Raw genomic sequence first — 25,140 nt, 5'->3', positions numbered from 1 at the left:
AAAAACAGGTGAAAAAAAACCGCCGGGCTTTGGGGCTCCGGCGGTGTGTATCGAGATGTTCGGGTGCTTATGCGCTCGCCTCTCGTCCGCCGGGGACTGAGAACCAAAAATAAAAAAAGTAAAAAAAAGCGGAGCGCGAAGACATGGGGTTCAATGTATCACAGGTGAATGACAGTTTCTGACAGGCCCGCCAAGGGCAAACCCTTGGGCACGGCTCACGCGGTCCCGCCCACCGTCAGGCCGTCGATGCGCAAGGTCGGCTGACCGACACCCACCGGCACGCTCTGGCCTTCTTTGCCGCAGGTGCCCACGCCCGAGTCGAGCTTCATGTCGTTGCCGATCATGCTGATCTTCTTGAGCGATTCGGGGCCGCTGCCGATCAAGGTCGCACCTTTGACGGGGTATTGGATCTTGCCGTTTTCCACCCAGTAAGCCTGGCTGGCCGAGAACACGAACTTGCCGCTGGTGATGTCCACCTGGCCGCCCGCAAAGTTGGTGGCGTACAAGCCCTTTTTGATGCTGGCCACGATTTCCTCGGCGCTCTTGTCGCCGCCCAGCATGTAGGTGTTGGTCATGCGCGGCATGGGCACATGGGCGTAGCTTTCGCGGCGGCCATTGCCCGTGGGCTTGACGCCCATCAGGCGGGCGTTCATCGAGTCCTGGATGTAGCCGCGCAAGATGCCGTCTTCGATCAGCACATTCTTTTGGCTGGCGTGGCCTTCGTCGTCCACGTTCAGCGAGCCCCGGCGGTCGGCCATGGTGCCGTCATCCAGCACGGTGACGCCCTTGGCCGCCACACGCTGGCCAATGCGGCCGCTGAAAGCGCTCGATCCCTTTCTGTTGAAGTCGCCCTCCAGCCCGTGGCCCACGGCTTCGTGCAGCAGCACGCCGGGCCAGCCATTGCCCAACACCACGGTCATCTCGCCTGCGGGCGCGGGGCGAGCTTCGAGGTTGATGAGCGCGGCCGACACGGCTTCTTGCACATAGCTTTCGATCATGGCGTCGTCAAAATAAGCCAGGCCAAAGCGACCACCGCCGCCAGCGCTGCCCACTTCGCGGCGGCCGTTTTGCTCGGCGATCACCGTCACGGACAAACGTATCAAAGGGCGCACATCGGCCGCCAGCGTGCCATCGGCGCGGGCCACAATGACCACGTCGTATTCGGTGGCCAGTCCCGCCATGACTTGCACCACACGGGGGTCTTTGGCACGGGCAATTTTTTCCACATGGCCCAGCAAGTTCACTTTGGCCGTACTGTCCAGCGTGGACATCGGGTCCAGCGCGGGGTAGAGCGAACGGCTGGCCGAAATCTTGCGCGCTGGCACCTTGATGCGCTTGTTTTGCGCAGCAGACGCAATGGAGCGAACCGTCATGGCCGCGTCCATCAAAGAGGTTTCGGAAATGTCATCGGAGTAGGCAAAGGCGGTTTTTTCGCCCGACACGGCCCGCACACCCACGCCTTGGTCGATGCTGAAGCTGCCGGTCTTGACGATGCCCTCTTCCAGGCTCCAGCCTTCGGAGCGGGTGTACTGGAAGTACAGATCAGCGTCATCGACCGCGTGAGCCTTGATGGCGTTCAGGGCTTGAGTCAGATGGGTTTCGTCAAGACCAAACGGGTCAAGCAACAGGGACTTGGCCGTGGCCAAGCGTTCAATGGTGGGTTCGCGTGAAATCATGTTGTCCATTGTAGGCACGGATCAAGACCCTTGCCCACACCGGACAGCCCCCAATGTCCGCGGCAAGCCGCGGCTTCAGCACTGGCGCATGACTTTGAGCAAGACGGCATCGTCCAGATCGGCCCAACCCTGCCCCAGGGCTTGTGCAAACAAGTCCCTCGCCAAACGACCTAAAGGGGGATCAAAGGCCGCATCGTCAGCGGCCTGCACGGCCAAGCCCGTGTCTTTGGCCAGCAAAGTGACGTGGGCACGGGGCTCGAAGTCCCCTGCCAAAGCCCGGCGCATCCTGTCCGAGCCAATCCAGCTTTGACCACTGGACGCTTCAATGACCGACAGCGTGGCTGCAGGGTCTAGCCCCAGCCGCTCAGCCAAGGCCATGGCTTCAGCAGCGCCCGCAAGATTCACCGCAGCCAGCAAATTGTTGACCAGCTTGGTGCGGGCGCCGTCCCCTGCGCGGGTTCCGACGCGAAAAACTTGCTGGCTCAAGGCGGTCAACAGCTTCTGGCTGCGCTGCCACACCGCATCGGAGCAAGCCACCATCAAACTCATGGTGCCCTGTTGGGCCCGCACAGGCCCCCCGGACATGGGGGCATCGATGAAGCCAACGCCCATGGGCGCCAAACGCTCAGCCTGGCTTTGCACCGTGGCTGGCCCCAAGGTTGGACACAGCATCACCGACTGACCCGGCTTGAGCACCGGACCAGCGCCCCCCTCGCCCCAAAGCACCGCCTCGGTTTGCGCAGCATCCACCACGACCACCATCAACACGCCGTCGGGCGCCAGCAGGCGGGCGGCCTCCATGGCAGAGCCACAAGCGACCGCCCCCAAGGCCACCGCCTGCAACTGAACCTGTGGGTGAATGTCGTGGACCGCCACCGACCAGCCCAAACCACGCAAACGGGCCAGCATGCCACCGCCCATGTTGCCCGCACCCACCACCGCGACCTGCATCAGATTCGTCATGTTTGCACCAGTTGTTTGGATTTCGCAATCGACATCAAAATTCCCAAAGCCAGCCCCAAGGTCACCATGGCCGTTCCGCCATAACTGATGAAAGGCAAGGGCACGCCCACCACCGGCAAGATGCCGCTGACCATGCCGACATTGACAAAGGCATAGGTGAAGAAAATCATGGCCATGCTGCCCGCCAACAAGCGGCTGAACAAGGTGGGCGCTTGCATGGCAATGACCAAAGCCCGGTAAATCAGGAAGAACAAACTGGCCAGCAAAAGCAAGCCCCCGAGCAGGCCGAACTCTTCACCCAAGGCCGCAAAGATAAAGTCGGTGGTGCGCTCTGGAATGAACTCCAGGTGGGTTTGTGTGCCCTGCATGAAGCCCTTGCCCCAAAAGCCGCCCGAGCCAATGGCGATCATGCCCTGGATGATGTGAAACCCCTTGCCCAGCGGGTCACGTCCCGGGTCCAGCAAGGTGCACACCCTTTGGCGCTGGTACTCGCGCAGCACATGCCAATCCACATCGGGCTGGCACAGGCTGGGCTCCATGATCACCAGCACCACGATGCCCACCAACCCCAAACCAACGGGCGGCAAAATCCAGCGCCAACTGAGCCCGGCAAAGAAAATCACAGCCAGCCCCGCCGCCAGCACCAGCAAGGAGGTCCCCAGGTCGGGTTGCCTCATGATCAGGCCCACGGGAATGCCCAAAATCAGCAAGGCCACCGCGAAGTCAAACGGCCGCAACTGCCCCTCGCGTTTTTGAAACCAGGCGGCCAACATCAGTGGCAAAGCAATTTTCAAAATCTCGCTGGGCTGGATCACCACCCCCAGCTTGAGCCAGCGCGTGGACCCTTTTTTGGTGATGCCAAAAAGGGCCACCGCCACCAGCAAAATCACGCCCACGATGTACACCGGAACGGCCCAATCCATCAATTTCGAAGGCGGAATTTGCGCCACCACAAACATGATGACGCCCGCAATCAGCATGTTGCGGCCATGGTCAACAAAGCGGGTGCCGTGGTCATAACCTGAGGAATACATGACCAACATGCCCAGACAGGCCAGCAGAAAAACGGCGAAGGCCAAAGGCCCGTCAAAACCATCGATCAAACGCATCCCCCGCTGCAGCGCGGTGGGTTTTTGAAAGACAGAGGCCGATGTCAACGGGCCTTGGCGTGCGGTCTTGTTCATGGCAAATCAGGCGAATTCGCCCTTGGGGTCGCGCCCCATCAGGGCCAGCACCGCCTCACGGGCGCTCAGGCGAGCGTCCAGCAAAGCCACCACCGCCTCGGTGATCGGCATGTCCACGCCCAAGGCGCGGGCACGTTGCAAGACGGTGCGGGCGCTGTAAACCCCCTCAGCCACATGGCCCAGTGAAGTCACCGCCTGATCGAGCGACTGGCCTTGGGCCAGCAGCAAACCCACTTTGCGGTTGCGGCTCAGGTCCCCCGTAGCCGTCAACACCAGGTCGCCCAGGCCGGACAATCCCATGAAGGTGTCGCCCTGAGCCCTCAGCGCCAGACCCAGGCGCGTCATCTCGGCCAGACCCCGAGTAATCAGGGCAGCGCGCGCATTCAGGCCCAGACCCAGGCCATCGCACAAGCCCGTGGCGATGGCCAGCACGTTCTTCACGGCCCCGCCCACTTCCACCCCCACGATGTCGTTGTTGGCATACACACGCAAAGACGGGCCATGGAAAGCCTGCACCAAGGCATGGCGCACACAAGCATGGACACTGGCAGCGACCAAAGCCGTGGGTTGCTGCAGCGCCACCTCCAAGGCAAAACTGGGGCCGCTCAACACACCGGCCATTAAGTTCGGGGCCACCTCGGCCTGCACCTCATGGGGCATCAACCCGGTGCCCGATTCCAGCCCCTTGCAAAGCCAGGCCACAGGTACGCTCACCTCCGACATGGCCGTCAGCACAGCGCGTAAACCCGCCATGGGCGTGGCAATGACCCACAATCCGCAGTCAGAAGAAGACGTCAGCAACGACGCCAAAGGGGCCGATGAAATTTCAAGGGAGTCGGGCAAGGATATGCCCGGCAGGTAACGGGCGTTTTGCCTTTGCTTGCGCAAAGCTTTGGCCTGGACGGCATCGCGTGCGTGCAAGGTGACCGCATGCCCACCCGGGTGCCTCGCCGCCGCCAACGCCATGGCGGTGCCCCAAGCGCCGGCACCCATGATGGTGATCTGCATGGTCCGGCTGACCCTTGGACCGGCTTACTGCGTGATCGCAGCGGCCTGCTCGGCTTGCTGGACTTGTTGCTGCTCGTACATGGCCTGGAAGTTGATCTCAGCCAAGTGCACCGGCGGAAAGCCCGCACGCGTGATCAGGTCGGCCACGTTGCCACGCAGGTAGGGATACACGATTTGAGGGCAAGCGATGCCCATGACGGGGCCCATCTGGTCGTCGGGCAGGTTGCGGATTTCAAAAATGCCGCCCTGCTTGCACTCGACCAAGAACACGGTCTTGTCGCCGATTTTGGTGTGCACGGTGGCGGTCACGCAAACTTCAAAAACGCCTTCGGCCACGGGTGTGGCTTCCACGCCCAACTGGATGTCCACATTGGGCTGCTGCTGGTCCAGCAAGATGCCCGGCGAATTGGGTTGCTCCAGCGAAGCCTCTTTGAGGTAAACACGCTGAATCTGGAACACGGGGGCTTGGGCTTCGGTGGCGGGGGTGACAGCGGTATCGGTCATGGGAAACTCTTAGGTATGAAATGAAAGTGCCGGAAAAACCGGACAGGTGGAGGGAGGAGACAGTCGCATTATCGGCCATCCCAGCCGCCCCAGCGTTCGTTCAGAGCCATGCAAAGTCTGAACAGCGGGTGGTGCAGTTCAGGCCGCCTGCAGCAAAGGCACCAGGCCGCCTTTGGCGTCCAGGGCCATCAGGTCATCACAGCCGCCCACATGGGTCTCGCCCACATAAATCTGAGGCACGGTGCGGCGACCCGTGATTTGCATCATGTGATCGCGCTGGGCCGGATCGGTGTCGATGCGGATTTCTTCGATTTGCTCGACCCCTTTGGACTTGAGCAACTGCTTGGCCCGAACGCAATAAGGGCAAACGGCGGTGGTGTACATCTTGACGGCTTGCATGAGAATTCCTTAATGGCAAATGAGAAATCAGGCTTTTTCAGTTGGCATGCTGGCCGCAGTCCAAGCGCGCAGACCGCCTGAAAGCGACTGGGCGTTGTCGTAACCCAGCTTGCGTGCAGTTGCAGCGGCACGCGCCGAACGCGCACCCACCTGGCACACCATGATCACCTGGGCCGACTTGTTCTTGACCACTTGGCCCAGCTTGTCTTCGAGCTGACCTAAAGGCAAGTTTTTGGATCCGATGACATGCCCCCGTGCAAATTCGTCGGGCTCGCACACATCAATCACCACGGCTTTCTCACGGTTCATCAGCTGCACCATGGTCTGCGGGTCCAGACCGCTGCCCTTGGTCAAAACAGGCAACAACAAGGCAAAGCCCGACCCCAAAGCCAGGGCCAGCAACATCCAGTTATCAGTCAAAAAATTCACGGGACAGACCTTTATTCATCAGAAAAACGCCGCTTTGTCAGCGGACGCAGAAGTCGCAATTCTAAAATGCCGGGCTTAGCCCTGTTTTAAAACGCCTCCAAGGCCTCTTTTCTATGTACAAACTTGTCCTCATTCGCCACGGCGAATCCACCTGGAACCTGGAAAACCGTTTCACCGGCTGGACCGATGTGGACCTGACCCCCACCGGCGTGAGCCAGGCCATGTCGGCCGGCCAACTGCTCAAGGCCGAAGGCTGGGACTTTGACCTGTGCTACACCTCGGTGCTCAAACGCGCTATCCACACCCTCTGGTACACCCTGGACGAAATGGACCGCACCTGGCTGCCGGTGGTCAAGGACTTCCGCCTGAACGAGCGCCACTACGGCGCACTGCAAGGCCTGAACAAGGCCGACATGGCCCAACATTACGGTGACGAGCAAGTGCTGATCTGGCGTCGCAGCTACGACACGCCCCCACCCACGCTGGAAGCCAACGACCCCCGCTGTGAACGCAGTGACCGCCGCTACCCCGATCCGGCCCTGGTGCCCCTGACCGAATGCCTGAAAGACACCGTGGCGCGCGTGCTGCCCGCCTGGAACGACAGCATTGCCCCCAACATCCGGACGGGCAAGCGTGTCTTGATCACCGCGCACGGCAACTCGATCCGCGCCCTGATCAAGTACCTGGACGGCATCTCTGAGAGCGACATCGTGCACTTGAACATCCCCAACGGCATCCCCTTGGTGTACGAGCTGGACGCCAGCCTCAAGCCCATTCGCCACTACTACTTGGGCGACGCCGAAGCCGCTGCCAAAGCCGCTGCTGCAGTGGCCAGCCAGGGCAAAGCCTGACCGCACAAGGCCCTTTACAGGAAATTACACACCAAGCCCCACGGCGCGGGGCTTGCGGGTGTATATTGGATTGAACTTCACTGAACACGTACTCGCAAAATGGGACACAAACTCAAGATCGCCGGTTGGCTCAGCGTGGGCGCCTTGGCCGGCGCCCTCACCACCGTGTCGTTGCAGACCGTGGCACGCGGCAACATGGCCCCCCTGCCCCTTGAAGAACTGCAGCAGTTGGCCGCCGTATTTGGCATGGTCAAGAGCGACTACGTTGAGCCGGTGGACGAGAAGAAACTCATCACCGAAGCCATCTCTGGCATGGTGTCCAGCCTGGACCCCCACTCACAATACTTTGACAAAAAGACCTTCAAGGAATTTTCTGAAGGCACGTCGGGCCGTTTTGTCGGCGTGGGCATCGAGATCAGCCAGGAAGACGGTGTCGTCAAGATCATCTCGCCCATCGAAGGCTCACCCGCCGACCGTGCAGGCCTCAAACCCAACGACCTGATCACCAAAGTAGACGACACCCCGCTCAAAGGCCTGTCGCTCAGCGAAGCGGTCAAGCGCATGCGTGGCGAGCCCAAAACCAAAGTGGTGCTCACGGTTTTCCGAAAAGACGAAAACCGCACCTTCCCGGTCACCATCATCCGCGAAGAAATCAAGACCCAATCGGTCAAATCCAAGCTGATCGAGCCCGGCTTCGGCTGGATCCGCGTCTCCCAATTCCAGGAACGCACCGTCGAAGACTTCGCCCGTAAGATCGAAGAGATGTACAAGCAAGACCCCCAGCTCAAGGGCTTGGTACTGGACTTGCGCAATGATCCGGGCGGCCTGCTGGATGCAGCAGTGGCCCTGTCCGCCGCCTTCCTTCCCGACAACGTCACGGTAGTCACCACCAACGGCCAGTTGGCCGAAAGCAAATTCACCTACAAGGCATCACCCCAATTTTGGCGTCGCAACAACAGCAACGACCCCATCACCCGCATGACTCTGGCCACTGGCGGAGCCCTGAAAAAAGTGCCCCTCGTGGTGCTGGTCAACGAAGGCTCGGCCTCGGCCAGTGAAATCGTGGCCGGTGCCCTGCAAGACTACAAACGCGCCACCCTCATGGGCAGCCAGACCTTTGGCAAAGGCTCGGTGCAAACCGTGCGACAACTGGGCCCAGACACCGCCCTCAAAATCACCACGGCCCGCTACTACACGCCCAACGGCCGCGCCATTCAGGCCAAGGGCATCGTGCCCGACGTGATGCTCGATGAGACCGAAACCGGCAACGTCTTTGCGGCCCTTCGCACCCGCGAAGCCGACTTGGGCAAACACCTGTCGAACGGCAAAGAAGCCGAAGAAGCCAAAAACCCCGCCCGCGAAAAAGCCCGTGAAGAGGCCATGAAAAAGCTGGAAGAAGACGCCAAAAAACCACTTGCCGAACGTCGCCTGCCTGAATTCGGTTCGGACAAAGACTTCCAACTGGCCCAAGCCCTTAAGCAACTCAAAGGCCAGCCCGTCAAAGCCAGCACCACACTGGCCGAACGCAAAGTCGATAAGAAAGACTGATCGCCAGCCACTGACGGACGCCGCCCATGGATGACACGCAACTGCTGCGCTATTCGCGGCACATCCTGCTCAACGAACTGGGCATCGACGGGCAGGAAAAACTGCTGGCTTCACACGCACTGATCATTGGCGCAGGCGGCCTGGGCTCACCGGTTAGCCTGTACCTGGGCAGTGCAGGTGCAGGTCACATCACCGTGGTCGATCACGACCACGTTGACGCCACCAACTTGCAGCGCCAAATTGCCCACACGCTGGACCGGGTAGGCCAATTCAAAGCCGATTCGGTGCGCACGGCGATTGCGCAAATCAACCCCGACGTGGTGGTCACCGCCATCACCCAACGTGCCGATGCGGCCTTGCTGGACACCCTGGTGGCCCAAGCCGATGTGGTGCTGGACTGCAGCGACAACTTTGAAACCCGCCAGGCTGTGAACCTGGCCTGTGTGGTGCACCGCAAACCCCTGGTGTCGGGCGCGGCCATCCGCATGGACGGACAAGTCTCGGTGTTTGACAGCACACAGCCCGATGCGCCCTGTTATGCCTGCATCTTCCCGCCCGCCCAATTGCCCGAAGAAACCCGCTGCGCCACCATGGGTGTGTTCGCACCGCTGGTGGGCATCATCGGTACGGTGCAAGCGGCAGAAGCGCTCAAGATTTTGAGCGGCATGGGCAGCCACATGGCAGGACGCCTGCTCATGCTAGATGGGCGCGAGCTCTCATGGACCGACATCCGAATGCAACGCAATCCGGCTTGTCCGGTGTGTGCGGCGCACCGAGAAGACATGGATCCCGGGTCAAGCCCAGGATGACCCATGCAGGTCACCCCGAGCCCCGAGGTCCACTCTTTCGCCATATTGAAGCACTCTTGAATGCGCTCAATTGCCATGGCAGTTGCCATGAAATTTTCTGAACAAGGCGGGCGACATGGCGGCTTCCTGCGCCGCAAAAATGCCTTTTTTTTGTTTCTCTGCCTGGCGCTGCAAGGAGGCATAAGGGCCTTTGCCGGTGCGAAAACTGTAGGCCCATGCCTGACCTGAGCGCACCATCTCGGCGCCCAAATCCACGCCTTCAACCGACAAACGCCCAATCTGCCGACCATACGAATCCTGACCACGATCGCTCACTTGAACCGGCTTGCGCAGGGCCAAGACCATCATGGCCTCACGCGCCTCGCGCCCGCCGGGCTGACAAGACTCGGGCGCGTCGATGCCTTCAATGCGCAGCTTGACCGGTTCACGCTGCCCCTCGCGCACCACCTCGACGGTGTCACCGTCCATCACCCAGCTCACCCATCCAGACCAGACCTCGGCTCTGGCTTGCACCTGACTCATGGCCTTGTCCCCTGCAGCAAAAGCGCCCCCCAGCCAACACTGCACCAGTGCCCCAACCAAACAAGCCCTCAAGCTGGGTCCCAGCACGCGCGACCAACAGCCCCGACGGTGCATCAACAGGTTTTCAATCGAAGCCTCTGGTCGAGAAAGAGACGGCGGCATCAGGGTTTTCCGGGTGAATGGTGGATATCGGCCATTGTCGGTCAAGCCACTACACTCCTATTTGCACAGCTTTTTGAAGCCAGTGCACTTGACGCCCAACACCCACGGATGCCTACATGAAACCCTTTTCGCCCCTTCTCCGCCAGCGCATTGGCACCTTCAGCCGCCGCAGTTTGGGCCTGTTGGCCCTGTCTTTGGCGGCTCTCTCGCCCAGCCTGCAGGCGCAAGAAAAACCACCGCTGAAAATCCTGGTGGGCTTTCCACCTGGCGGCTCGGCCGACGTATTGGCCCGCATGGTGGCCGATGCGCTGCGCGATGACTTTGGCACCATCGTGGTGGACAACAAACCTGGCGCTGGCGGACGCATTGCCCTGAACCTGGTCAAAGCCGCCAAGCCCGATGGCCAAACCGTGATTGTGTTGCCCAGCGGCCCCATGGTGCTGTTTCCACACGTCTACAAAAAGCTCGACTACGACGCGGTGAAAGACTTCACGCCCGTCTCGCAAATCGCACGCTTCCAGTTTGGTGTGGTCTCTGGCCCCGCCAGCAACGCAAAAACCGTGGCCGAGATGGTGTCCAAAGCCAAGACCGACCCGGCTTCTGCCAGCTACGGCACACCCGGTGCAGGCACCTTGCCGCACTTCATGGGGGTCTTGCTGGAGCAGTCAGCGGGCATCAACCTGAACCACATCCCCTTCCAAGGCGGTGCACCGGCCAACGCGGCGCTGCTGGGCGGCCACATCGGCTACAAGTTTGACGTGGTGTCCGAAACCGCCGAAATGCACCGCGCAGGCAAAGTGCGCATCATTGCCGTCACCGGCGGCCAGCGAGATTCGCAAGTGCCCGAAGTACCCACCCTCAAAGAGTCGGGCATCAACATGGAAGCCACGGCCTGGTTCGCCATGTACGGCCCCGCTGGCCTGAAAGGCGATGTCCTCACGCGCCTCGAAAAAGCCATGATAAAGATCGCCCGCGACCCGGCCATGAAAGACAAAATGATCAAACTGGGCCTTGAACCGATTGGCTCGAACTCTGTCGATCTGGCCGCCGCGCAGAAAGCCGACCTCAACCGTTGGGAAAAACCCATCAAAGCCACGGGCGTGCAACTGGACTGAACGCATGACACACACCACCTCAGCGCGTCCCAACATCATCTTCATCGTCGCTGACGACCTCGGCTTTGCCGACCTGGGCTGCTACGGGGGGCGTGACGCGCAATTCGGCAAGGTCTCGCCCGTGCTCGACCAGTTGGCTGCGGGCGGCCTGAAGTTCACACAGGGTTATGCCAATTCACCCGTGTGCTCGCCCACCCGCTTTGCGCTCATGACGGCGCGCTACCAGTACCGCCTGCGCGGCGGTGCCGACGAGCCCATCAACAGCCGCAGCCGGGGCAGCGCCGTGTTGGGCTTGCCGCCCGAACACCCCACGTTGCCGTCCCTGCTCAAAGCCAGCGGTTACCGCACCGCCTTGATCGGCAAATGGCACCTGGGCTACCCACCGCACTTCAGCCCGCTGAAATCGGGCTATGAAGAATTCTTTGGCCCCATGTCGGGCGGGGTGGACTACTTCACGCATTGCGCCTCCAACGGTGCGCATGACCTCTTCACCGGCGAAGACGAAACACCCGAAGACGGCTACCTGACCGACATGATCTCCAAGCGGGCGGTTGACTGCGTCGAGCGCATGGCACCCGGCGCATCAGAAGGCACACCTTTTTTCTTGAGCCTGCACTACACCGCGCCGCATTGGCCCTGGGAAACACGCGAAGACCATGCGCTGGCGGCTGAAGTGAAAGACAACATCTTTCACCTGCATGGCGGCAACATCCACACCTACCACCGCATGATCCACCACATGGACGAAGGCATTGGTTGGGTGGTGGAGGCACTGAAAAAAACCGAGCAACTCGACAACACCCTGATCGTCTTCACCAGCGACAACGGCGGCGAGCGTTTCAGTGACAACTGGCCGCTGGTGGGCGGCAAGATGGACCTGACCGAAGGCGGCATCCGCGTACCGTGGATCGCGCACTGGCCCGCCGTCATCGCGCCGGGCGGCACCTCCACCCAGCAATGCATGACCATGGACTGGTCGGCCACGATGGTCGAACTGGCAGGTGCTCAAGCCGATGCCACGCACCCATTTGACGGCGTGTCGATGGCGCCCGTGCTGCGCGATGACCAGCACCAATTTGAGCGGCCGCTTTATTGGCGCATGAACCACCGGGGCCAGCGCGCTTTGCGCATGGGCGACTACAAATACCTGCGGGTGGACGGCAACGACTACCTGTTCAACATCCCCGCCGACGAACGCGAACGCGCCAACCTAGGCGGACGCCAGCCCGAGCGCTTGCAAACCATGCGCGCCGCCTGGGAAGCCTGGGACGCCACCGTGCCCGCCATCCCAGAAGATGCCACCGTGAGCCTGGGCTACTCGGTCAAGGACATGCCGCAGCGCTGATGGCCCTGGCGGCTAAGATCGGGCATGCCTGATATGCAACGATTTTTGACATTCCGCCAATGGCCGCGGTTGACCGCGCCTCTGGCCCGCACCGAAGTGTTGGCGGGTTTGACGGTGGCGCTGGTGATGATTCCCCAAGCCGTGGCCTATGCGGGCCTGGCGGGCATGCCGCTGGTCACCGGGCTTTACACCTGCTTGATCCCGGCGCTGTTGGCCGTGCTGTTTGGCAGCGCCAACCGCTTGTCGGTGGGCCCGGCAGCGCTCACTTGCGTGCTGATCGGCGCCTCTCTCACGGGCATGGCAGAGCCTGGCTCTGCAGAATGGGTGGCTCTGGCGGTGTGGTTGTCGCTGCTGTCGGGAGCCATTCAGCTGCTGCTGGGGCTGGGCCACTACGGCTGGTTGATCAATCTGGTCAGCGCCCCGGTGATGATGGGCTTCACCCAGGCCGCGTCTTTGCTCATCATGGCGTCGCAAGTGCCCGGATTGCTGGGGGTCAAAGCCTGGAGCTGGGATGTGCAGCACTGGCCGGTGTGGCTGAGCGGCTGGCCGGCGTGGTTTGGGCTGGGCAGTCTAGCCATCTTGCTGCTGCTGCGCCACTTCAGGCCGCGTTGGCCCGGCATCATGATCGTGATGGGCGTGGCCTCGGCCGTGGCCTATGCCACCGATTATCAGGAGCACGGCGCGGTGGTGGGTTTGTTGCCCTCGGGTCTGCCGGATTTTTATTGGCCAGAGTGGCCTGGGCTGGACAGGCTCAACCAGCTGTGGGTGCCTGCCTTGGTGATCGCGCTAGTGAGCTTTTTAGAGACGGCGTCCAGTGCCCGCATCGAATGCCGCCGCGAGGGCAAGCGCTGGGATGACAGCACCGAGCTCTTCAGCCAAGGGCTGGCCAAGCTGGCCTCAGCCTTTTCGGGCAGCTTTGCCACCAGCACCTCGTTTTCACGCTCGGCCCTCATGCTCTATGCCGGTGCACGCTCAGGCTGGGCGGTGGTGGCCTCGGTGGGCTTTGTGCTGCTGGCTTTGCTGATCCTCATGCCGGCGCTGCAATTTGTGCCGCGCTCGGTCATGTCGGCCGCCGTGATCGTGGCCGTGCTAAACCTGTTTCAGCCTCGCCAGTTTTTGACCGTTTGGCGCGTGGGCCGCATCGAGACCATGACGGCGGGCATCACCTTTGCCATGACCTTGTTGACCGCGCCGCGCATTTACTGGGGGGTGATGACCGGGGTGCTGGTGGGCCTGAGCCACTTTTTGCACACCCGCCTGCACCCGCGCATCATTGAAGTAGGCCTGCACCCCGACGGCAGCCTGCGCGACCGCCATCTTTGGAAGTTGCCCCCGCTGGCACCGCACTTGTATGCGATGCGCTTGGACGCGGAACTGGACTTTGCCGCCGCCAGCGACTTTGACCGCGCCATCACCGACCACCTGGCCCAGCACCCCGATGTGAAACATGTGTGCCTGTTTGCCCAGCCCATCAACAGGATCGACGTGACGGGTGTTGAAACCTTCGGCCAGTTGCACCGTCAGTTGGCCAGCCGGGGCATCAGCTTGCACATCAGTGGGATGAAGCTGCCGGTGGAGACCACCTTGCGCAGGGCCGGTGAGTTGGCCGAAGGGCAGCACCTCAAGCTCTACCGCACCGACACCGAAGCCCTGCAGGCACTCAAAGCGCTGGACCCGCTCCCATCCGACATCGCCGCAGCCGCCATCTGAGCGACCACGCCGGTCAATACCTCAGGTCAGCGCCTTTTCGAACTCCGACAAGCGCTTGTAGATCGAGCGCAACTCGGTGATGTCGGTCCAGCGCTCGATCAGGTACGAAAACGCGTCGTTGACCTTGCCAAAGGCATTGCTCACCTGTTGGATCACGCCCAAGGTGATCAAGCCAGCGAACAGCGATGGTCCCATCAAGAGGAACGGAAAGATCACCATCATCTGGCCGTAAAAATTGCTCCACAGATGAAAGTAGGCGTAGTGGTTGAACAGCCGGAAATTGTTCAGCCGTACCCCCGTGAACAACTCGAGCACCGTAGGCAAATGCATGCGGCTGCGCTCGTCCTCGGCAAACACCAGGTCCTTGCGCAGTGCCGCCTCGGTGCGCTGGTTGTTGTACTCCAGCCCCGGCAGGCGTATGCCCACAAACCACGAAATGACGGTGCCGCCCAGCGCCGTGGCCAGCGCCACCCAAAACAACGAGCCCTCAAACTGCAACCAGACAATGGCCATGCCCGTGGACAGAGCCCACAAAATCGGAATGAACGACAGCAAAGTGAGCATCGCCCGGACCAAACCCAGGCCCAGGTTTTCGGTCTGGCGGGCAAAGCGCATGCAGTCTTCCTGAATGCGCTGCGAGGCGCCTTCGACGCTGGCATCGGTGCCCTGCCAGCGCGGCAGGTATTCCTCGGTCAAGGCCTGTCGCCAGCGAAAGGCGAAGTGAGAAGCCAGATACGTCTCCAGGCTGCGCAGCAACATGAACGGGAACGCAATCCACGCAAACTGCCACATGAAACCCCAGAACTTCTCCAGCCCGCCGGCTTGTTCAGGCTTTTGCAAGAGGTCATAAAACTCGCCGTACCAAGCGTTCAGCTTGACGGTCTGCTGCACCGTGATGAACACCAAAGCCACCAGAACGAACAAACCGCCCCAGGCCCACAAGGCCCAGCGGCGAGAGAGAAAAAAACTGCGGAACATGGGCTCTTCTGATTCAGGGGTTGACGCTGTCGACCGTCTCGGTCTTGAAGTCTGCGGGCAGCACCACTTCGAGCAGTTCCAGATCCTCGCTGTGCCCCAGTTCGCGGTGGCGAATGCCCGGCGGTTGGTGCACGCACGAGCCGGCCTCTAGCCGCACCGCACCCTGCCCTTCGTATTCAAACTCAATCCAGCCCTTGAGCACATAGACCAGCTGAAACTCGGTGACATGCAAATGCGGCTGGCTGGAGAATTCATGCCCCCCGGCAGCGCGGATCACACTGGCCGTGACACGCCCTTGCGTGGCCTGTTGCAGCCCCAAATCACGGTACTCAAAAAACGAGCGCAGACCGCGCTCGAACTGCGCATCTTTGGCGTGCGTCACCACAAAACCTTGCGTTGTCATGGGTATCTCCTGTGAACTTGGCTGAATTGATTTGAAAAATCATGTCCATCCTAAGGCCAAGTGACCCTTGAATCACAACCCGGGCGACGCCTTTGTCTGTCACCCCAGGCGAGTTCTATTTTTGTCACCCCGGGCTAAGCCGCAAGGGAGACAAATTAAGGATTCATGGGTCTTACACCCAATGCCATGGCACAGCCAACCAATGCCGGTTGTTCTTTGCGAATGACATAAGTTGGGATCTCCATCATGTATTTTTGAAAACGGCCTTTCGCTTCAAAGGCAGCCCGGAAACCCGATTGTGCAAAGTACTCACCCAATTGACCGATGACGCCACCACCGATGTAAATGCCTCCCCTGGCGCCCAAAGTCAAAGCCAAATTGCCAGCTGTATTCCCAAGGAAGCGGCATAGCCGGCCCAAGGCCTCCTCACATGCTGGGTCAGTGGCGGCCATTCCACGCTGACTCACCTTCACCGCATCCAAGGGTTCAGCTGCTGTTCCGTTGAGAATACAAATGGCCTGATACAAATTCTCTAAACCCATGCCAGAAATCACTCGCTCAGCCGAAACATGAGGGAACATCTGCCAGAGGGTTCTCAAAATGTCAGCTTCACGCTCGCACGACGGTGAAAGACTGACATGTCCGCCTTCACCAGCAATCGGAACCCAATCTCCATGGCGGGACCGAACCAAATACGACACACCTAATCCAGTTCCGGGGCCAATCATGCCTTTGGGTGCATTTTCTACAGGTGATCCCTTGCCAATTTGCTCTAAATCGTTGGTGCCAAAAGCGGGTGCGGCCATGGCCATGGCTTCCCAATCGTTCAGCATGAGCAATTTTTCAAGACCTAAAGTCTGTCGTGTTTTTTCAATCGAAAATCGCCATTCGTTATTGGTCATCTCCACGACATCGCCAAGAATGGGGTTGGCTATGGCAATGCAAGCATTGACAACCTTTGGATTGCCAATTTGATGCAGATAAACAGTCACTGCGGTGGCCAAGTCTGGAAACTGTCCTGTTGAAAGTACCTTGACCTGAGAGATCGGGGTCTTGTTGCCATACACCAATGCAAACCGAGCATGGGTTCCGCCCACATCTCCGAGTAGAAAGGGCAATGTTGCGTTTGGAGTTGGTTGATTCTCTGGCATCGGTATGCGTTTTCAGCGTCGATTGATTCGCGTCGACTCACGCACCACCAATTCAGCCGCGACCAACCTGGAAGGTGGATTTTGCTTGTTCAAGATGTCAATCATCGCTTTCGCCGCCGAAACCCCGATTTCATATACGGACTGCCGAACCGATGTCAAAGGCGGCAAAGTGAATGCGGAATGCGGAAGGTCGTCAAAGCCGATCAATGAGATGTCTTCTGGTACCCGCAAGCCCGATCTGTGCAAAGCCAAACGCGCTCCATAGGCCATCTGATCATTGGCCGCCAGCACGGCGGTAAACTGCACACGCGCATCAAGCAAGGTGTTCATGGCACGAAACCCGCCAGCCTCTTGGTAATCGCTGTACACGATCAACTCAGCGTCTGATGCCATCCCTTTTTTGGAGGCCTCGTCTTTAAAGCCTTGCAAGCGCTCAGCGGCATCCGGGTGATCCAGTGGCCCAGAAATGAAAGCCACACGCGTGTGACCCAAGGCATGCAAATGGCGAACAGCCAAACTGGCACCCTCGGTATTGTCAAAGTCAATACTGAACAATCCGATCGCACTCAAACGCCTGCCCGTGACCACCACCGGGATATTGGAGGCCATCTCGACCAAGGTTTCATCGGCCAACTTGCCCGTCAAGACAATGATGCCGTCCACCTTGCGCTCTTGCAGCATGAAAAGCCTGTTCTTTTCCTCGGCCTCGTTCCAATGCCCGCTGACAAACAAAGGCACGTAATTGGCTTTATGCAACTCGTCTTCGATGCCGCGCAAGGCCTCGCCGTAGTAAGGGCTGTCAATGAACTGCGTCAACACGCCAATGCTCATGGTGCGTCCGCCAGCCAAACTGCGTGCCGCTGGATCGGGCCGAAAACCCAATTCCTTGATCACCGCCTTCACCAAGGCTTGTTTTTCCTCGCTCACCTGGGCCGTACCGTTCAAGATGCGCGAGACGGTGCTGGGCGACACGCCCGCTTGCTTGGCGACCATGGTGAGGGTGGCGCGATGTCCCGAAACCCGCATGACCGTTGTAGGCGGCTGATGCAAAGCTGCGGTGTTTACCTTTGACATGGTTCTTTTTTAACTGTTGGCTGTTAATTATGACGGAGCATCATTGTCAACGACCTTGCGGATAACGATCAGTTCATGGTCCAACAAAACGCGCTACTTTTTTGGGTTCAACCGACATCACAACGCCATCGGAGAAACGAACTTCAAGGGGCTTTTCCGATGGGTTGTATGCCAAATATGTTTTTTTCTTGGTCTTGGGATCCATAAAAACCGCGTGCGACATCACATTGGCCCATACGGAGCTGTCCGGTACGCCCATTTCTGCGAGCGCATACAACCAAAAAAATGTTCTTGATCTCGTTTCACCAACTTCTACTGAACCCCTGGGATTCCAACTTTCCAAAGCCATGACGGGATTTTTAAGTGCTAACAAGCTTGCATAGATGTCTTGCCAGATGTCATGGGTCGTGCCGTCAGATTGACCCGAACGATCGTAGAGTCGTCGCGCCTCTTCAGCTGCGCGACCAAAATTTTCGACATAACCGGTGGGCAGTTGAGTCAAGTAGACCGATGCCGGGGTGATGGGCAGCAAATTGATGCCCATGATCTGCCGGGGCTCCTCGGTCCACCAGGTGCTGAAACCATAGCCCCCACCAAACACCATGCTGGCCAGCGGTTGGCGGTAGTCGGGATGGAACACATTGCCATGCGCATTGAACCAGTAGTGCAGCACCGAAGCAGACTCGGTGGCGTACAGGTACATGCCCAAGGCCTTGAGCGCCGGGTCGGCGGTGGCCTGACCCCACTGCGCGATGGCCGCCCAGGCATGGATGGCTTCGGAAGAAGACTCCTGGTCGTTGCCCAGCCCAAAGAACTCGCTGTTGCCACGCGCCCAGGAATGGCCCTCGTAGACGTCAAAATTTCTCAGGAAGGGAAAGTCCACACGCTTTCTTTGCGCCGTGGCGATATCGCGGACCAGCAGGTTGACCATGCCGCCCCATTGTTGGGCCGAGGCCCACTGCGGGTCGCGCCGGGCCAGGTGGGCCGCCGCCATGATCCAGTAACCATAGTGGAAGTGGTGGTCGTTCATGGCGGAGACGCTGAAGTACTCCTCTGGATAGCCCAGCACCGTGCCCACGCCCGCATCGTGGGCAAAGTAGCTCAGGCCTTTGCCAGAAAACCAAGACTCCAGGCGCTGCTTGAGCACCTTCTCCATCTGGGCGGCGGTCGATTCATCGCCTTGTTGCTCGGCGATGGTCATCAGCTGGGTCACCGCGCCGAGCGCCTTGCCCGTCCAGTAAGTGCCATTGCCCATCTTGCCAAAGAGGCTGTTGGCGCGGCGCCGGTCACCCACCAGCAATTCATTCAGCGTCTGGGCCGGCGGCTTATTCAGCAGCGCAGGCCACATGGGCATCAGCCCGTTGACCCTGAGCTCGGTGCGAAACGTGTGCCCGCTGGAAATCGCAATCGGGCCGCGCACCGAGGGCAATTGCCCGAGCACGGGCGCAGGGCTGACCTGGGCACGCCGGTGGTGCAGATACAGGCCCATCAAGGGCTCGGCCGCCACACCGTCCATGGGCCGGGTCGTCATGCGGTAGTCGGTGGTGACCAGGCTTTGGGCCTCGTCATAGGCCCATTGCACTTGGGTGTCTTCGACAAACACAAAAGCCGCGTCGGCATAGGCCTTGAGCGTGGTCGCATCGGACTGCGGCAGGATGCCGATCGAGAAGTAGCGCGCCTGCTCGCTGAACTTGACGCTGACCTTGTCCGCTGGGCCACCCGAGAGTTGCGCGCCTGCCGGCAAGTACAGGCCATACAGTTGGCCGCGTGCTTTGAAGTAGTGAACTTGCTTGTTGCCCGTCGTGCTCGCCGGCATGTCCGCGGCTTGCACGCCCGCGCCCAATTGGATGTGAATGCCGCCACTGCTGATCTCGAAGTAGCCAAACGGGCTGCCGTGCAGGATGTGGCTGCGCAGATAAGCCTGCTCGCGGGCCATCTCGACCGTGATGTTCCAGTCGCCGGCGTAGCGCAAGCGCGCGTCCTGGGGCTCAAAGTCCGAGGGTGCGACCGTGAAGTCCGCTTGGTGAGGGAAGGTCACGGCCGTGGTGCCCGTGCTGCCTGCGGCCCAATTTTTGAGGCCCGAGATCGGACCGGTGCGCCCTTGTGGCAAGCCCATTTCCATGCCTTTGGCCGTGGCCTTGAAGGTCAAAGGGTGGGCGTGCAAAACGTCGGACCAAGGCCCATAAGCCAGGGACGAATACCAAGTGTTGGTGGTCACCGCCCGCTTGAGCATGTCGCCGGACCGAAAAGGCGCCGGTTTTGGCCGCACCGACTCGCCCGGTTTGGGCGCCAACCAGATGGCCCCAGCCCCTACGGCAGCGGTGGGCCCCTGCGCACTGGCAGTGCCCGGAAAAATAGCTGCCATGAACGCCAGCAGGCCAGCCGCCAGGGTGATCCGCCGATCCCCTGAGGATCTGGTCAGAAGGTCCATGTCAATCCCGCTGTGGCGCCATAGCCGACGCGGTCATAGAGGGGGTTGGCTGCCAAGAAGTTGTTGTTGGGCATGCTCACAGGCGCGGGGCCAATTTTCTGAAATTGCGAGCGAGAAAGCCCCAAGGTGACGGTCAGCCCTTTGTCGATTTCCGGGACCTTGCGAGCCATGCCCACATTCAGGTGCAAGGCCGAATTGCTTTGACCCCACTCCTGCGGGTTTTTGGACGAAGCCTTGCCAAAGTAGGCAGCGCTCACGGTGTAGGTGTACAGGCCTTGGTAATGGCTCCAGCCCAGCATGGCGTCGACTGCGGTGGCTTGGAAGCCCAGATAGGCACTCGATTTGGGCCCGTAGTTGAAACCTGGATCCAGACCGAAAATGCACTCAGCGCGACTGAGGCTGTAGTTACAGGACGCCGCTGAGCCCGACCACTGGCTGCGCCTAACGCCCCAAGTCAGCATGTTGCTGGTGTTGGGCCAATGGTTGCCCTGCAGGGTCACCACACTTTGGCTGGGCTTGGCGGCTTTGCGTGGCGTGTTTTGGTCAAGTGGAATGGCATCGGGATCGCCAATCCAGCCAACCAAAGCCGATTTGCCAAAAGCGGTCTGCTTGGCCCCTTGGGCCGACTGGATCGTCAGCTCAATCAGGTTCTTGGCGTTCGAATACTGCAAGAACAGCTCGATCGCCTTGGGCTGTGTGGGGCTGGTGCCCGCGGCGGTGAGGCTGGGCTCGACCATGAAGGTGTTGAGCTTGCTGGAGGCAGCGGTCAACTCAGCGGTGAGTTTGCCCGAGCCATCTTCAAAGGTGGGGGAGGTCAAGCGCACTGCCCTGGGCAAAATGCCGTAGCCCGCGCCGGAGTCGGCCCAAACGCCCGACAGCCCGACGGGAAAGGAAAACGCATCGGAGCGCGACCAGGATCGAGACAGCTGTGTGCCCAGCTTGAGCGCACCCAGGTCGGGCCGGCTGATGCCCACAAAACGCTCGGTGTAGTCCAGGTTCAAAGGACCGCTGTCGTTGGGACGGTAGTCCAGGTCTGGCGCTTTGAAAAAGCGGGTGGCCTGGTCGCCGCGCCAGCGGTAGGTCAGCCGAGCTTCAAAACCCACCGCACCCGCGGTCTCTTTGGCCCAGCCCAAAGACAACTGCTGCATGCTCAACTCAGAGGACTTGCCAGCCCGGGTGGTATTTTCAACACCCGGCTTCGACTCGGCATTGCGGCTGTCTGACTTGTATGTCGAGTCATCGTTGGAGACGATGCGTGCCCCCTCGGCGCTGTGGGACCACTCGTGCTTGGTGAAACCGGTGATGTCGAACTTGCTGCCATCCGGCGCTTCGAAGGAGGCCGCCAACAGCGATGCCGGAGAAGCCAGGATCAGGGCCAGAACACGAGGTTGAAGTGAGTGCATATGCGTCGACACGAGTGAAGAGGTTGGCAGTCCGAAGGACAAGAAAGGACCTGAAATTGGGAAAATAGGCTTTATTTCATGAAAGCCCTTTCAAGCCATAGTTTCCTACGTGCCCACACCACAGTCAATCGGCAATCGGGGCCGATCGCCTAGAGAAAACCCTTGGTTTTGATCTGATTGAACAGACGAAAAATCAGCCACTTCACTCGTGAAAATGCTGTTTATAAATGTCTGTTTGCGAGATCCGCCAAGCCAGGATTTGAAATGGGCTGACCGTTCAGGACGAGCGAAAGTCCTGGAAAATTTCAGGAAATTTTATGAATTGAGGGAAAACGCCAATGGAATGGCCCGCCAATCACCTCTATTGTCCTGTTTATGAAATCGCTTTCATAACGTATTTCAACACCGCACATCTTTGCGAATCCGACTTCAGTCGCCTCCACCGTCACAAGGAAGACCATGGCTCAGAAAAAGCTGCCCGACACGCACAACCCAGCTGCAATCGAAATTGCAGCGGCGGCATCACCTTCTGGGTCGCAGCCCCCGGTATCCACCATGAAGTCAACGCCAGCGCCCTTGACAGCCACCGGCCGAGCCGAGCGCGCCCCAAAACCAGCGGAACTCCTGAAAAAAAGCAAGCGTCTGACGGTTGAAGAAGAGATTTCATTGCAGGCCGAAGCCAGCGACCAACAAAGTGCGCAGGCGGCAGAGAACGCAACGCTTGCAAACGCCGCCGTGGGCGCTGGCACCGATACAACCAACCCACTCAGCGCCCTGACCACGGCCATCGACGGGTCCCCCAACCAAGTCGGTGGCTTGCAGTTGGCACAGCTCGAACTGCCCGTACCGCCCTCTACCAGCACTGGCGGAGGCACGGTCATCAGCACAGCCGCCGCATCGACCGCGTCCTTCGGTGGCTTGGGAGGGCTGTTTGCGGGTGCTGCGGCCCTGGGCTTGGCGGGGGGCGGTGGCGGTGGCGGCAAATCTGCAGGCTCGACGGTGCCATTGAGCAATGCCAATAACGCGCAAACCACAATACCTGGCCGCCTGGTCAATGGCTACATTGAAGGTGCGATCGTGTTCCAGGACAACGACGACGACGGCATTCAAGACGCAGACGAGCCTTCCGACGTCACCGATTCCGAAGGCAATTTCACCCTGGTTGGTGCGAGCGCCACTGGCGGCCCCTTGGTCTCCAAGTCAACCGTCGACACCATCGACAAATCCACCGGTCTGCCCGTGACCAATGTCTTCAAGGCACCTGCCAATGCCAGCGTTATTTCTCCGCTGTCCACGCTGATCGAAGCCGGCGTGTCAGAGGCCAGGATCAAACAGATTTTCGGTATCAGCGTTGAATCGCTGCTGGACTTCAACCCGGTCTCCACAGCCCTGACGGGCGACGATGGCGATGCCATCGAAGCGTTGAAATTCAAGGCCGCCGCCATCATGGTGTCCAACCTGATGGACGTGGGCAGCAGCCTGATCCAGGGTGCCAATGGGGGAGCTGCCAGTGGCTTTTCAGCCAAAGTCGTCGACAGCTTGGTCAAAGCCATTGGGGCATCCGGTGCCGTGGACTTGAGCAACTCCCAAACGATCACTTCTGTGCTCACCCAGGCCGCTCAGGCTGCGCAGGTGACCATCACGTCACAAATGACGGCCGTAATGGAGGAAGCCGGTGCCCAGCTCGAAACAGCCAGTGGCCTGTTGGCGACCTTTTTGAATCCCTCTGTGACTTCGATGGACAGCGGAGCCCGCCAAGATGCACTGCGGCGGATGGCTCAGATCGAACTGGTCGTGCAAGACAGCGTGGCTGAAAAAGTCAATGCTGCGGCAGGCTCGGGTGACCCGGCTAAGCTTAAAGACCTGCGAGATCTCGGCGACGGTTTGGTGCAAGCGGTTGATGACGCAGTACCTCCTGCTGTCGTTTTCTTTGAGACTCTGAACTTCGAATCGGGTCAATCGATCACAGTCACCGCCGTGCAGAACGCCATCGCTTCGCCTTCTGTGCAGGCCGATGGCAACCACGTGATGAAGCTGATCAAGCCTGCTGGTGATGGTGGAAAGTTCGCACACGTCACCTTGTCGAACGGGGAAACATCCAGCATCAAAACCATCACGCCGCTGGATTTTTCAAGCACGACCGAGTTGGGCATGTGGGTGCACTCCGCTCAAGCGGGTACCAAGGTACGCTTGGAAATTGGCGATTCCGCCAGCGGCGGCTATGAAATCAACGACAAAAACTGGGTCGCTGTCGAGACCGCAACCACCAAGGCAGGTTGGGAATACCTCACGTTTGACTTCAGTGAGCCTTCCAGCCGCTGGATCAACAATGCTGGCAAAGGTTACGCCTTCACTACCGCATTGAAAGACGGCGTGAAGTACGACATGCTCAACGTCTTTTTTGACTTGGACTCGAGCAAGTTAACGGACCAAACCTATTACTTCGATCAACTGGGCTACGCCCAGTCAAGCCCAAGTCAGGCACCTCAGGACATTGCCTACCAAAGTGCCTCTGCCATCCCTGCCGGTTATACCCTGGCCTTCGGCGAGGAGTTTGGCGGCGACATCTCTGCCTCTGGCACTACAACAAAAACCGCCGTCGACTCCAGCAAGTGGACCTTGGAAACGGGCAGAGGCCCCAACAACGACGGCTGGGGCAATGGCGAATCACAGACCTACAGCAACACCTTAGACAACGCCTACGTGCAAAACGGTGCGCTGCACATCGTGGCGAACAAGACAGGCAGTGACATCACATCCGCGCGCCTGAAGTCTGTTGTTGACCTGGAGCCATATGGCTATATGGAGGTCAAAGCGAAATTTTTTGACCCATCCACAACGCTGACCACTGCCAACACCGAGACCTACATGACAGGCGCATGGCCAGCCATCTGGATGCTGGGGCAGGGCACATGGCCCGATACGGGCGAGATCGACGTGATGGAGTGGACGCAACAGTATTTCAACACCAGCCAGGTGCAAGCTGCCTTGCACTTCAAGGGGACCGGGGAAATCCAGACCTACGGCGACACCCAGATAAAGAAGGACACGACTCTGAGCAGTCCCGTGACCGACTTCCACACCTACCAGGTGTGGTGGACACAAGACTACATCCGTTTCGGTGTGGACAGCAACAACGACAACGCCTACTACGAATACAAAAAACCCAGCGGCGCCACATCGGCCAATTGGCCTTTCGACAACCCGATGGACATCATCCTGAACATGGCTGTCGGCGGTACCTATGGTGGGACCGTACCCTCAAACAATTTCTCATATGTGATGGCGGTGGATTATGTGAGGGTGTATCAGGCGAATGAAGTCACCACCAATTTCAGCTCTCTGGATTTCGATGGCGCAGCCAGTGCCTACAAACTCGAGGGGTTTTCTGGCGCCTCAGCAGAACAGGCCACCGATCCCACAGACAGCACCAACAAGGTCGTCAAATACACCGAGACCGCCAACGCCAACTTCT

At 59.7% G+C, this 25,140-nt stretch carries 21 protein-coding genes; 7 read left to right on the top strand and 14 right to left on the bottom strand.

Going from position 1 to position 25,140, the window contains the following annotated elements:
* Nucleotides 1–215 precede the first annotated feature (215 nt).
* The 7 genes from tldD to Q0O99_RS04330 form a co-directional block, all read right to left on the bottom strand.
* Nucleotides 216–1,676, bottom strand: a complete 1,461-nt coding sequence (gene tldD, locus Q0O99_RS04360) for a metalloprotease TldD (protein WP_293748945.1) — start codon at nucleotides 1,674–1,676, stop codon at nucleotides 216–218.
* 75 nt (nucleotides 1,677–1,751) lie between these two features.
* Entirely contained in the window at nucleotides 1,752–2,639 is an 888-nt protein-coding gene (locus tag Q0O99_RS04355; protein WP_293748943.1) for an NAD(P)-dependent oxidoreductase, read from the bottom strand.
* Nucleotides 2,636–3,823 carry a rod shape-determining protein RodA gene (gene rodA / locus Q0O99_RS04350; protein WP_293748941.1) on the bottom strand — a complete coding sequence of 396 codons (1,188 nt, stop codon included), beginning with the start codon at nucleotides 3,821–3,823 and terminating at the stop codon, nucleotides 2,636–2,638. The genes Q0O99_RS04355 and rodA overlap by 4 nt, the downstream gene beginning before the upstream one ends.
* Before the next feature lie 6 nt (nucleotides 3,824–3,829).
* Nucleotides 3,830–4,831 (bottom strand): NAD(P)H-dependent glycerol-3-phosphate dehydrogenase, encoded by a 1,002-nt coding sequence (locus Q0O99_RS04345; RefSeq protein WP_293748939.1) that lies wholly within the window; start codon nucleotides 4,829–4,831, stop codon nucleotides 3,830–3,832.
* A 24-nt stretch (nucleotides 4,832–4,855) separates the two neighbouring features.
* Nucleotides 4,856–5,335: a protein-export chaperone SecB gene (gene secB, locus Q0O99_RS04340; protein ID WP_293748937.1), complete on the bottom strand. Its 480-nt coding sequence runs from the start codon at nucleotides 5,333–5,335 to the stop codon at nucleotides 4,856–4,858.
* Between the two features lie 138 nt (nucleotides 5,336–5,473).
* Nucleotides 5,474–5,734, bottom strand: a complete 261-nt coding sequence (grxC, locus tag Q0O99_RS04335; RefSeq protein ID WP_293748935.1) for a glutaredoxin 3 — start codon at nucleotides 5,732–5,734, stop codon at nucleotides 5,474–5,476.
* Nucleotides 5,735–5,761: 27 nt separating this feature from the next.
* Nucleotides 5,762–6,163 (bottom strand): rhodanese-like domain-containing protein, encoded by a 402-nt coding sequence (locus Q0O99_RS04330; RefSeq protein ID WP_293748933.1) that lies wholly within the window; start codon nucleotides 6,161–6,163, stop codon nucleotides 5,762–5,764.
* A 113-nt stretch (nucleotides 6,164–6,276) separates the two neighbouring features.
* On the opposite strand from Q0O99_RS04330, the gene gpmA reads away from it, so the two are divergent.
* The 3 genes from gpmA (at nucleotide 6,277) to Q0O99_RS04315 (ending at nucleotide 9,371) form a co-directional block, all read left to right on the top strand.
* Nucleotides 6,277–7,014, top strand: a complete 738-nt coding sequence (gene gpmA, locus Q0O99_RS04325; RefSeq protein ID WP_293748931.1) for a 2,3-diphosphoglycerate-dependent phosphoglycerate mutase — start codon at nucleotides 6,277–6,279, stop codon at nucleotides 7,012–7,014.
* 99 nt (nucleotides 7,015–7,113) lie between these two features.
* A complete protein-coding gene (locus Q0O99_RS04320) occupies nucleotides 7,114–8,562 on the top strand; it encodes a S41 family peptidase (protein WP_293748929.1) in 1,449 nt (482 codons plus the stop codon).
* A 26-nt stretch (nucleotides 8,563–8,588) separates the two neighbouring features.
* Complete coding sequence (locus Q0O99_RS04315; RefSeq protein WP_293748927.1) at nucleotides 8,589–9,371, top strand: molybdopterin-synthase adenylyltransferase MoeB; 783 nt, start codon at nucleotides 8,589–8,591, stop codon at nucleotides 9,369–9,371.
* 66 nt (nucleotides 9,372–9,437) lie between these two features.
* On the opposite strand, the gene Q0O99_RS04310 is transcribed toward Q0O99_RS04315, so the two are convergent.
* Entirely contained in the window at nucleotides 9,438–9,893 is a 456-nt protein-coding gene (locus Q0O99_RS04310; RefSeq protein ID WP_293748925.1) for a thermonuclease family protein, read from the bottom strand.
* Between the two features lie 278 nt (nucleotides 9,894–10,171).
* On the opposite strand from Q0O99_RS04310, the gene Q0O99_RS04305 reads away from it, so the two are divergent.
* The 3 genes from Q0O99_RS04305 to Q0O99_RS04295 are packed head-to-tail and all read left to right on the top strand — an operon-like array spanning nucleotide 10,172 to nucleotide 14,225.
* Nucleotides 10,172–11,170, top strand: a complete 999-nt coding sequence (locus Q0O99_RS04305) for a tripartite tricarboxylate transporter substrate-binding protein (RefSeq protein ID WP_293748923.1) — start codon at nucleotides 10,172–10,174, stop codon at nucleotides 11,168–11,170.
* Between the two features lie 4 nt (nucleotides 11,171–11,174).
* The gene (locus Q0O99_RS04300; RefSeq protein WP_293748921.1) at nucleotides 11,175–12,515 is read left to right on the top strand and encodes a sulfatase-like hydrolase/transferase; all 1,341 of its coding nucleotides are present in this window, start codon (nucleotides 11,175–11,177) and stop codon (nucleotides 12,513–12,515) included.
* 24 nt (nucleotides 12,516–12,539) lie between these two features.
* Complete coding sequence (locus Q0O99_RS04295) at nucleotides 12,540–14,225, top strand: SulP family inorganic anion transporter (RefSeq protein ID WP_293748919.1); 1,686 nt, start codon at nucleotides 12,540–12,542, stop codon at nucleotides 14,223–14,225.
* A 21-nt stretch (nucleotides 14,226–14,246) separates the two neighbouring features.
* Here Q0O99_RS04295 and Q0O99_RS04290 read toward each other — a convergent pair whose 3' ends face one another.
* From Q0O99_RS04290 to Q0O99_RS04265, 6 genes are all read right to left on the bottom strand, one after another.
* Nucleotides 14,247–15,203 carry a putative transporter gene (locus Q0O99_RS04290; RefSeq protein WP_293748917.1) on the bottom strand — a complete coding sequence of 319 codons (957 nt, stop codon included), beginning with the start codon at nucleotides 15,201–15,203 and terminating at the stop codon, nucleotides 14,247–14,249.
* Nucleotides 15,204–15,216: 13 nt separating this feature from the next.
* Nucleotides 15,217–15,606 (bottom strand): cupin domain-containing protein, encoded by a 390-nt coding sequence (locus Q0O99_RS04285; RefSeq protein WP_293748915.1) that lies wholly within the window; start codon nucleotides 15,604–15,606, stop codon nucleotides 15,217–15,219.
* 155 nt (nucleotides 15,607–15,761) lie between these two features.
* Nucleotides 15,762–16,757, bottom strand: coding sequence for a glucokinase (locus Q0O99_RS04280; RefSeq protein WP_293748913.1), 996 nt, complete (start codon nucleotides 16,755–16,757; stop codon nucleotides 15,762–15,764).
* Between the two features lie 12 nt (nucleotides 16,758–16,769).
* Nucleotides 16,770–17,750 (bottom strand): LacI family DNA-binding transcriptional regulator, encoded by a 981-nt coding sequence (locus Q0O99_RS04275; protein ID WP_293748911.1) that lies wholly within the window; start codon nucleotides 17,748–17,750, stop codon nucleotides 16,770–16,772.
* A 154-nt stretch (nucleotides 17,751–17,904) separates the two neighbouring features.
* Complete coding sequence (locus Q0O99_RS04270; RefSeq protein WP_293748909.1) at nucleotides 17,905–20,262, bottom strand: glycosyl hydrolase; 2,358 nt, start codon at nucleotides 20,260–20,262, stop codon at nucleotides 17,905–17,907.
* Nucleotides 20,250–21,665, bottom strand: a complete 1,416-nt coding sequence (locus Q0O99_RS04265; RefSeq protein ID WP_293748907.1) for a hypothetical protein — start codon at nucleotides 21,663–21,665, stop codon at nucleotides 20,250–20,252. The genes Q0O99_RS04270 and Q0O99_RS04265 overlap by 13 nt, the downstream gene beginning before the upstream one ends.
* A gap of 459 nt (nucleotides 21,666–22,124) precedes the next feature.
* Between Q0O99_RS04265 and Q0O99_RS04260 the strand changes: the two genes are divergently transcribed.
* Nucleotides 22,125–25,140: glycoside hydrolase family 16 protein (locus tag Q0O99_RS04260; RefSeq protein WP_293748905.1), on the top strand; the 3,016-nt coding region annotated here is incomplete at its 3' end.

Origin of the sequence: Limnohabitans sp. Rim8, from assembly GCF_945901735.1 — a bacterium.
GTDB lineage: Bacteria > Pseudomonadota > Gammaproteobacteria > Burkholderiales > Burkholderiaceae_C > Limnohabitans_A.
The sequence above is the reverse complement of the archived record's forward strand: the minus strand, read 5'-3'. Positions and strand labels throughout refer to the sequence as shown.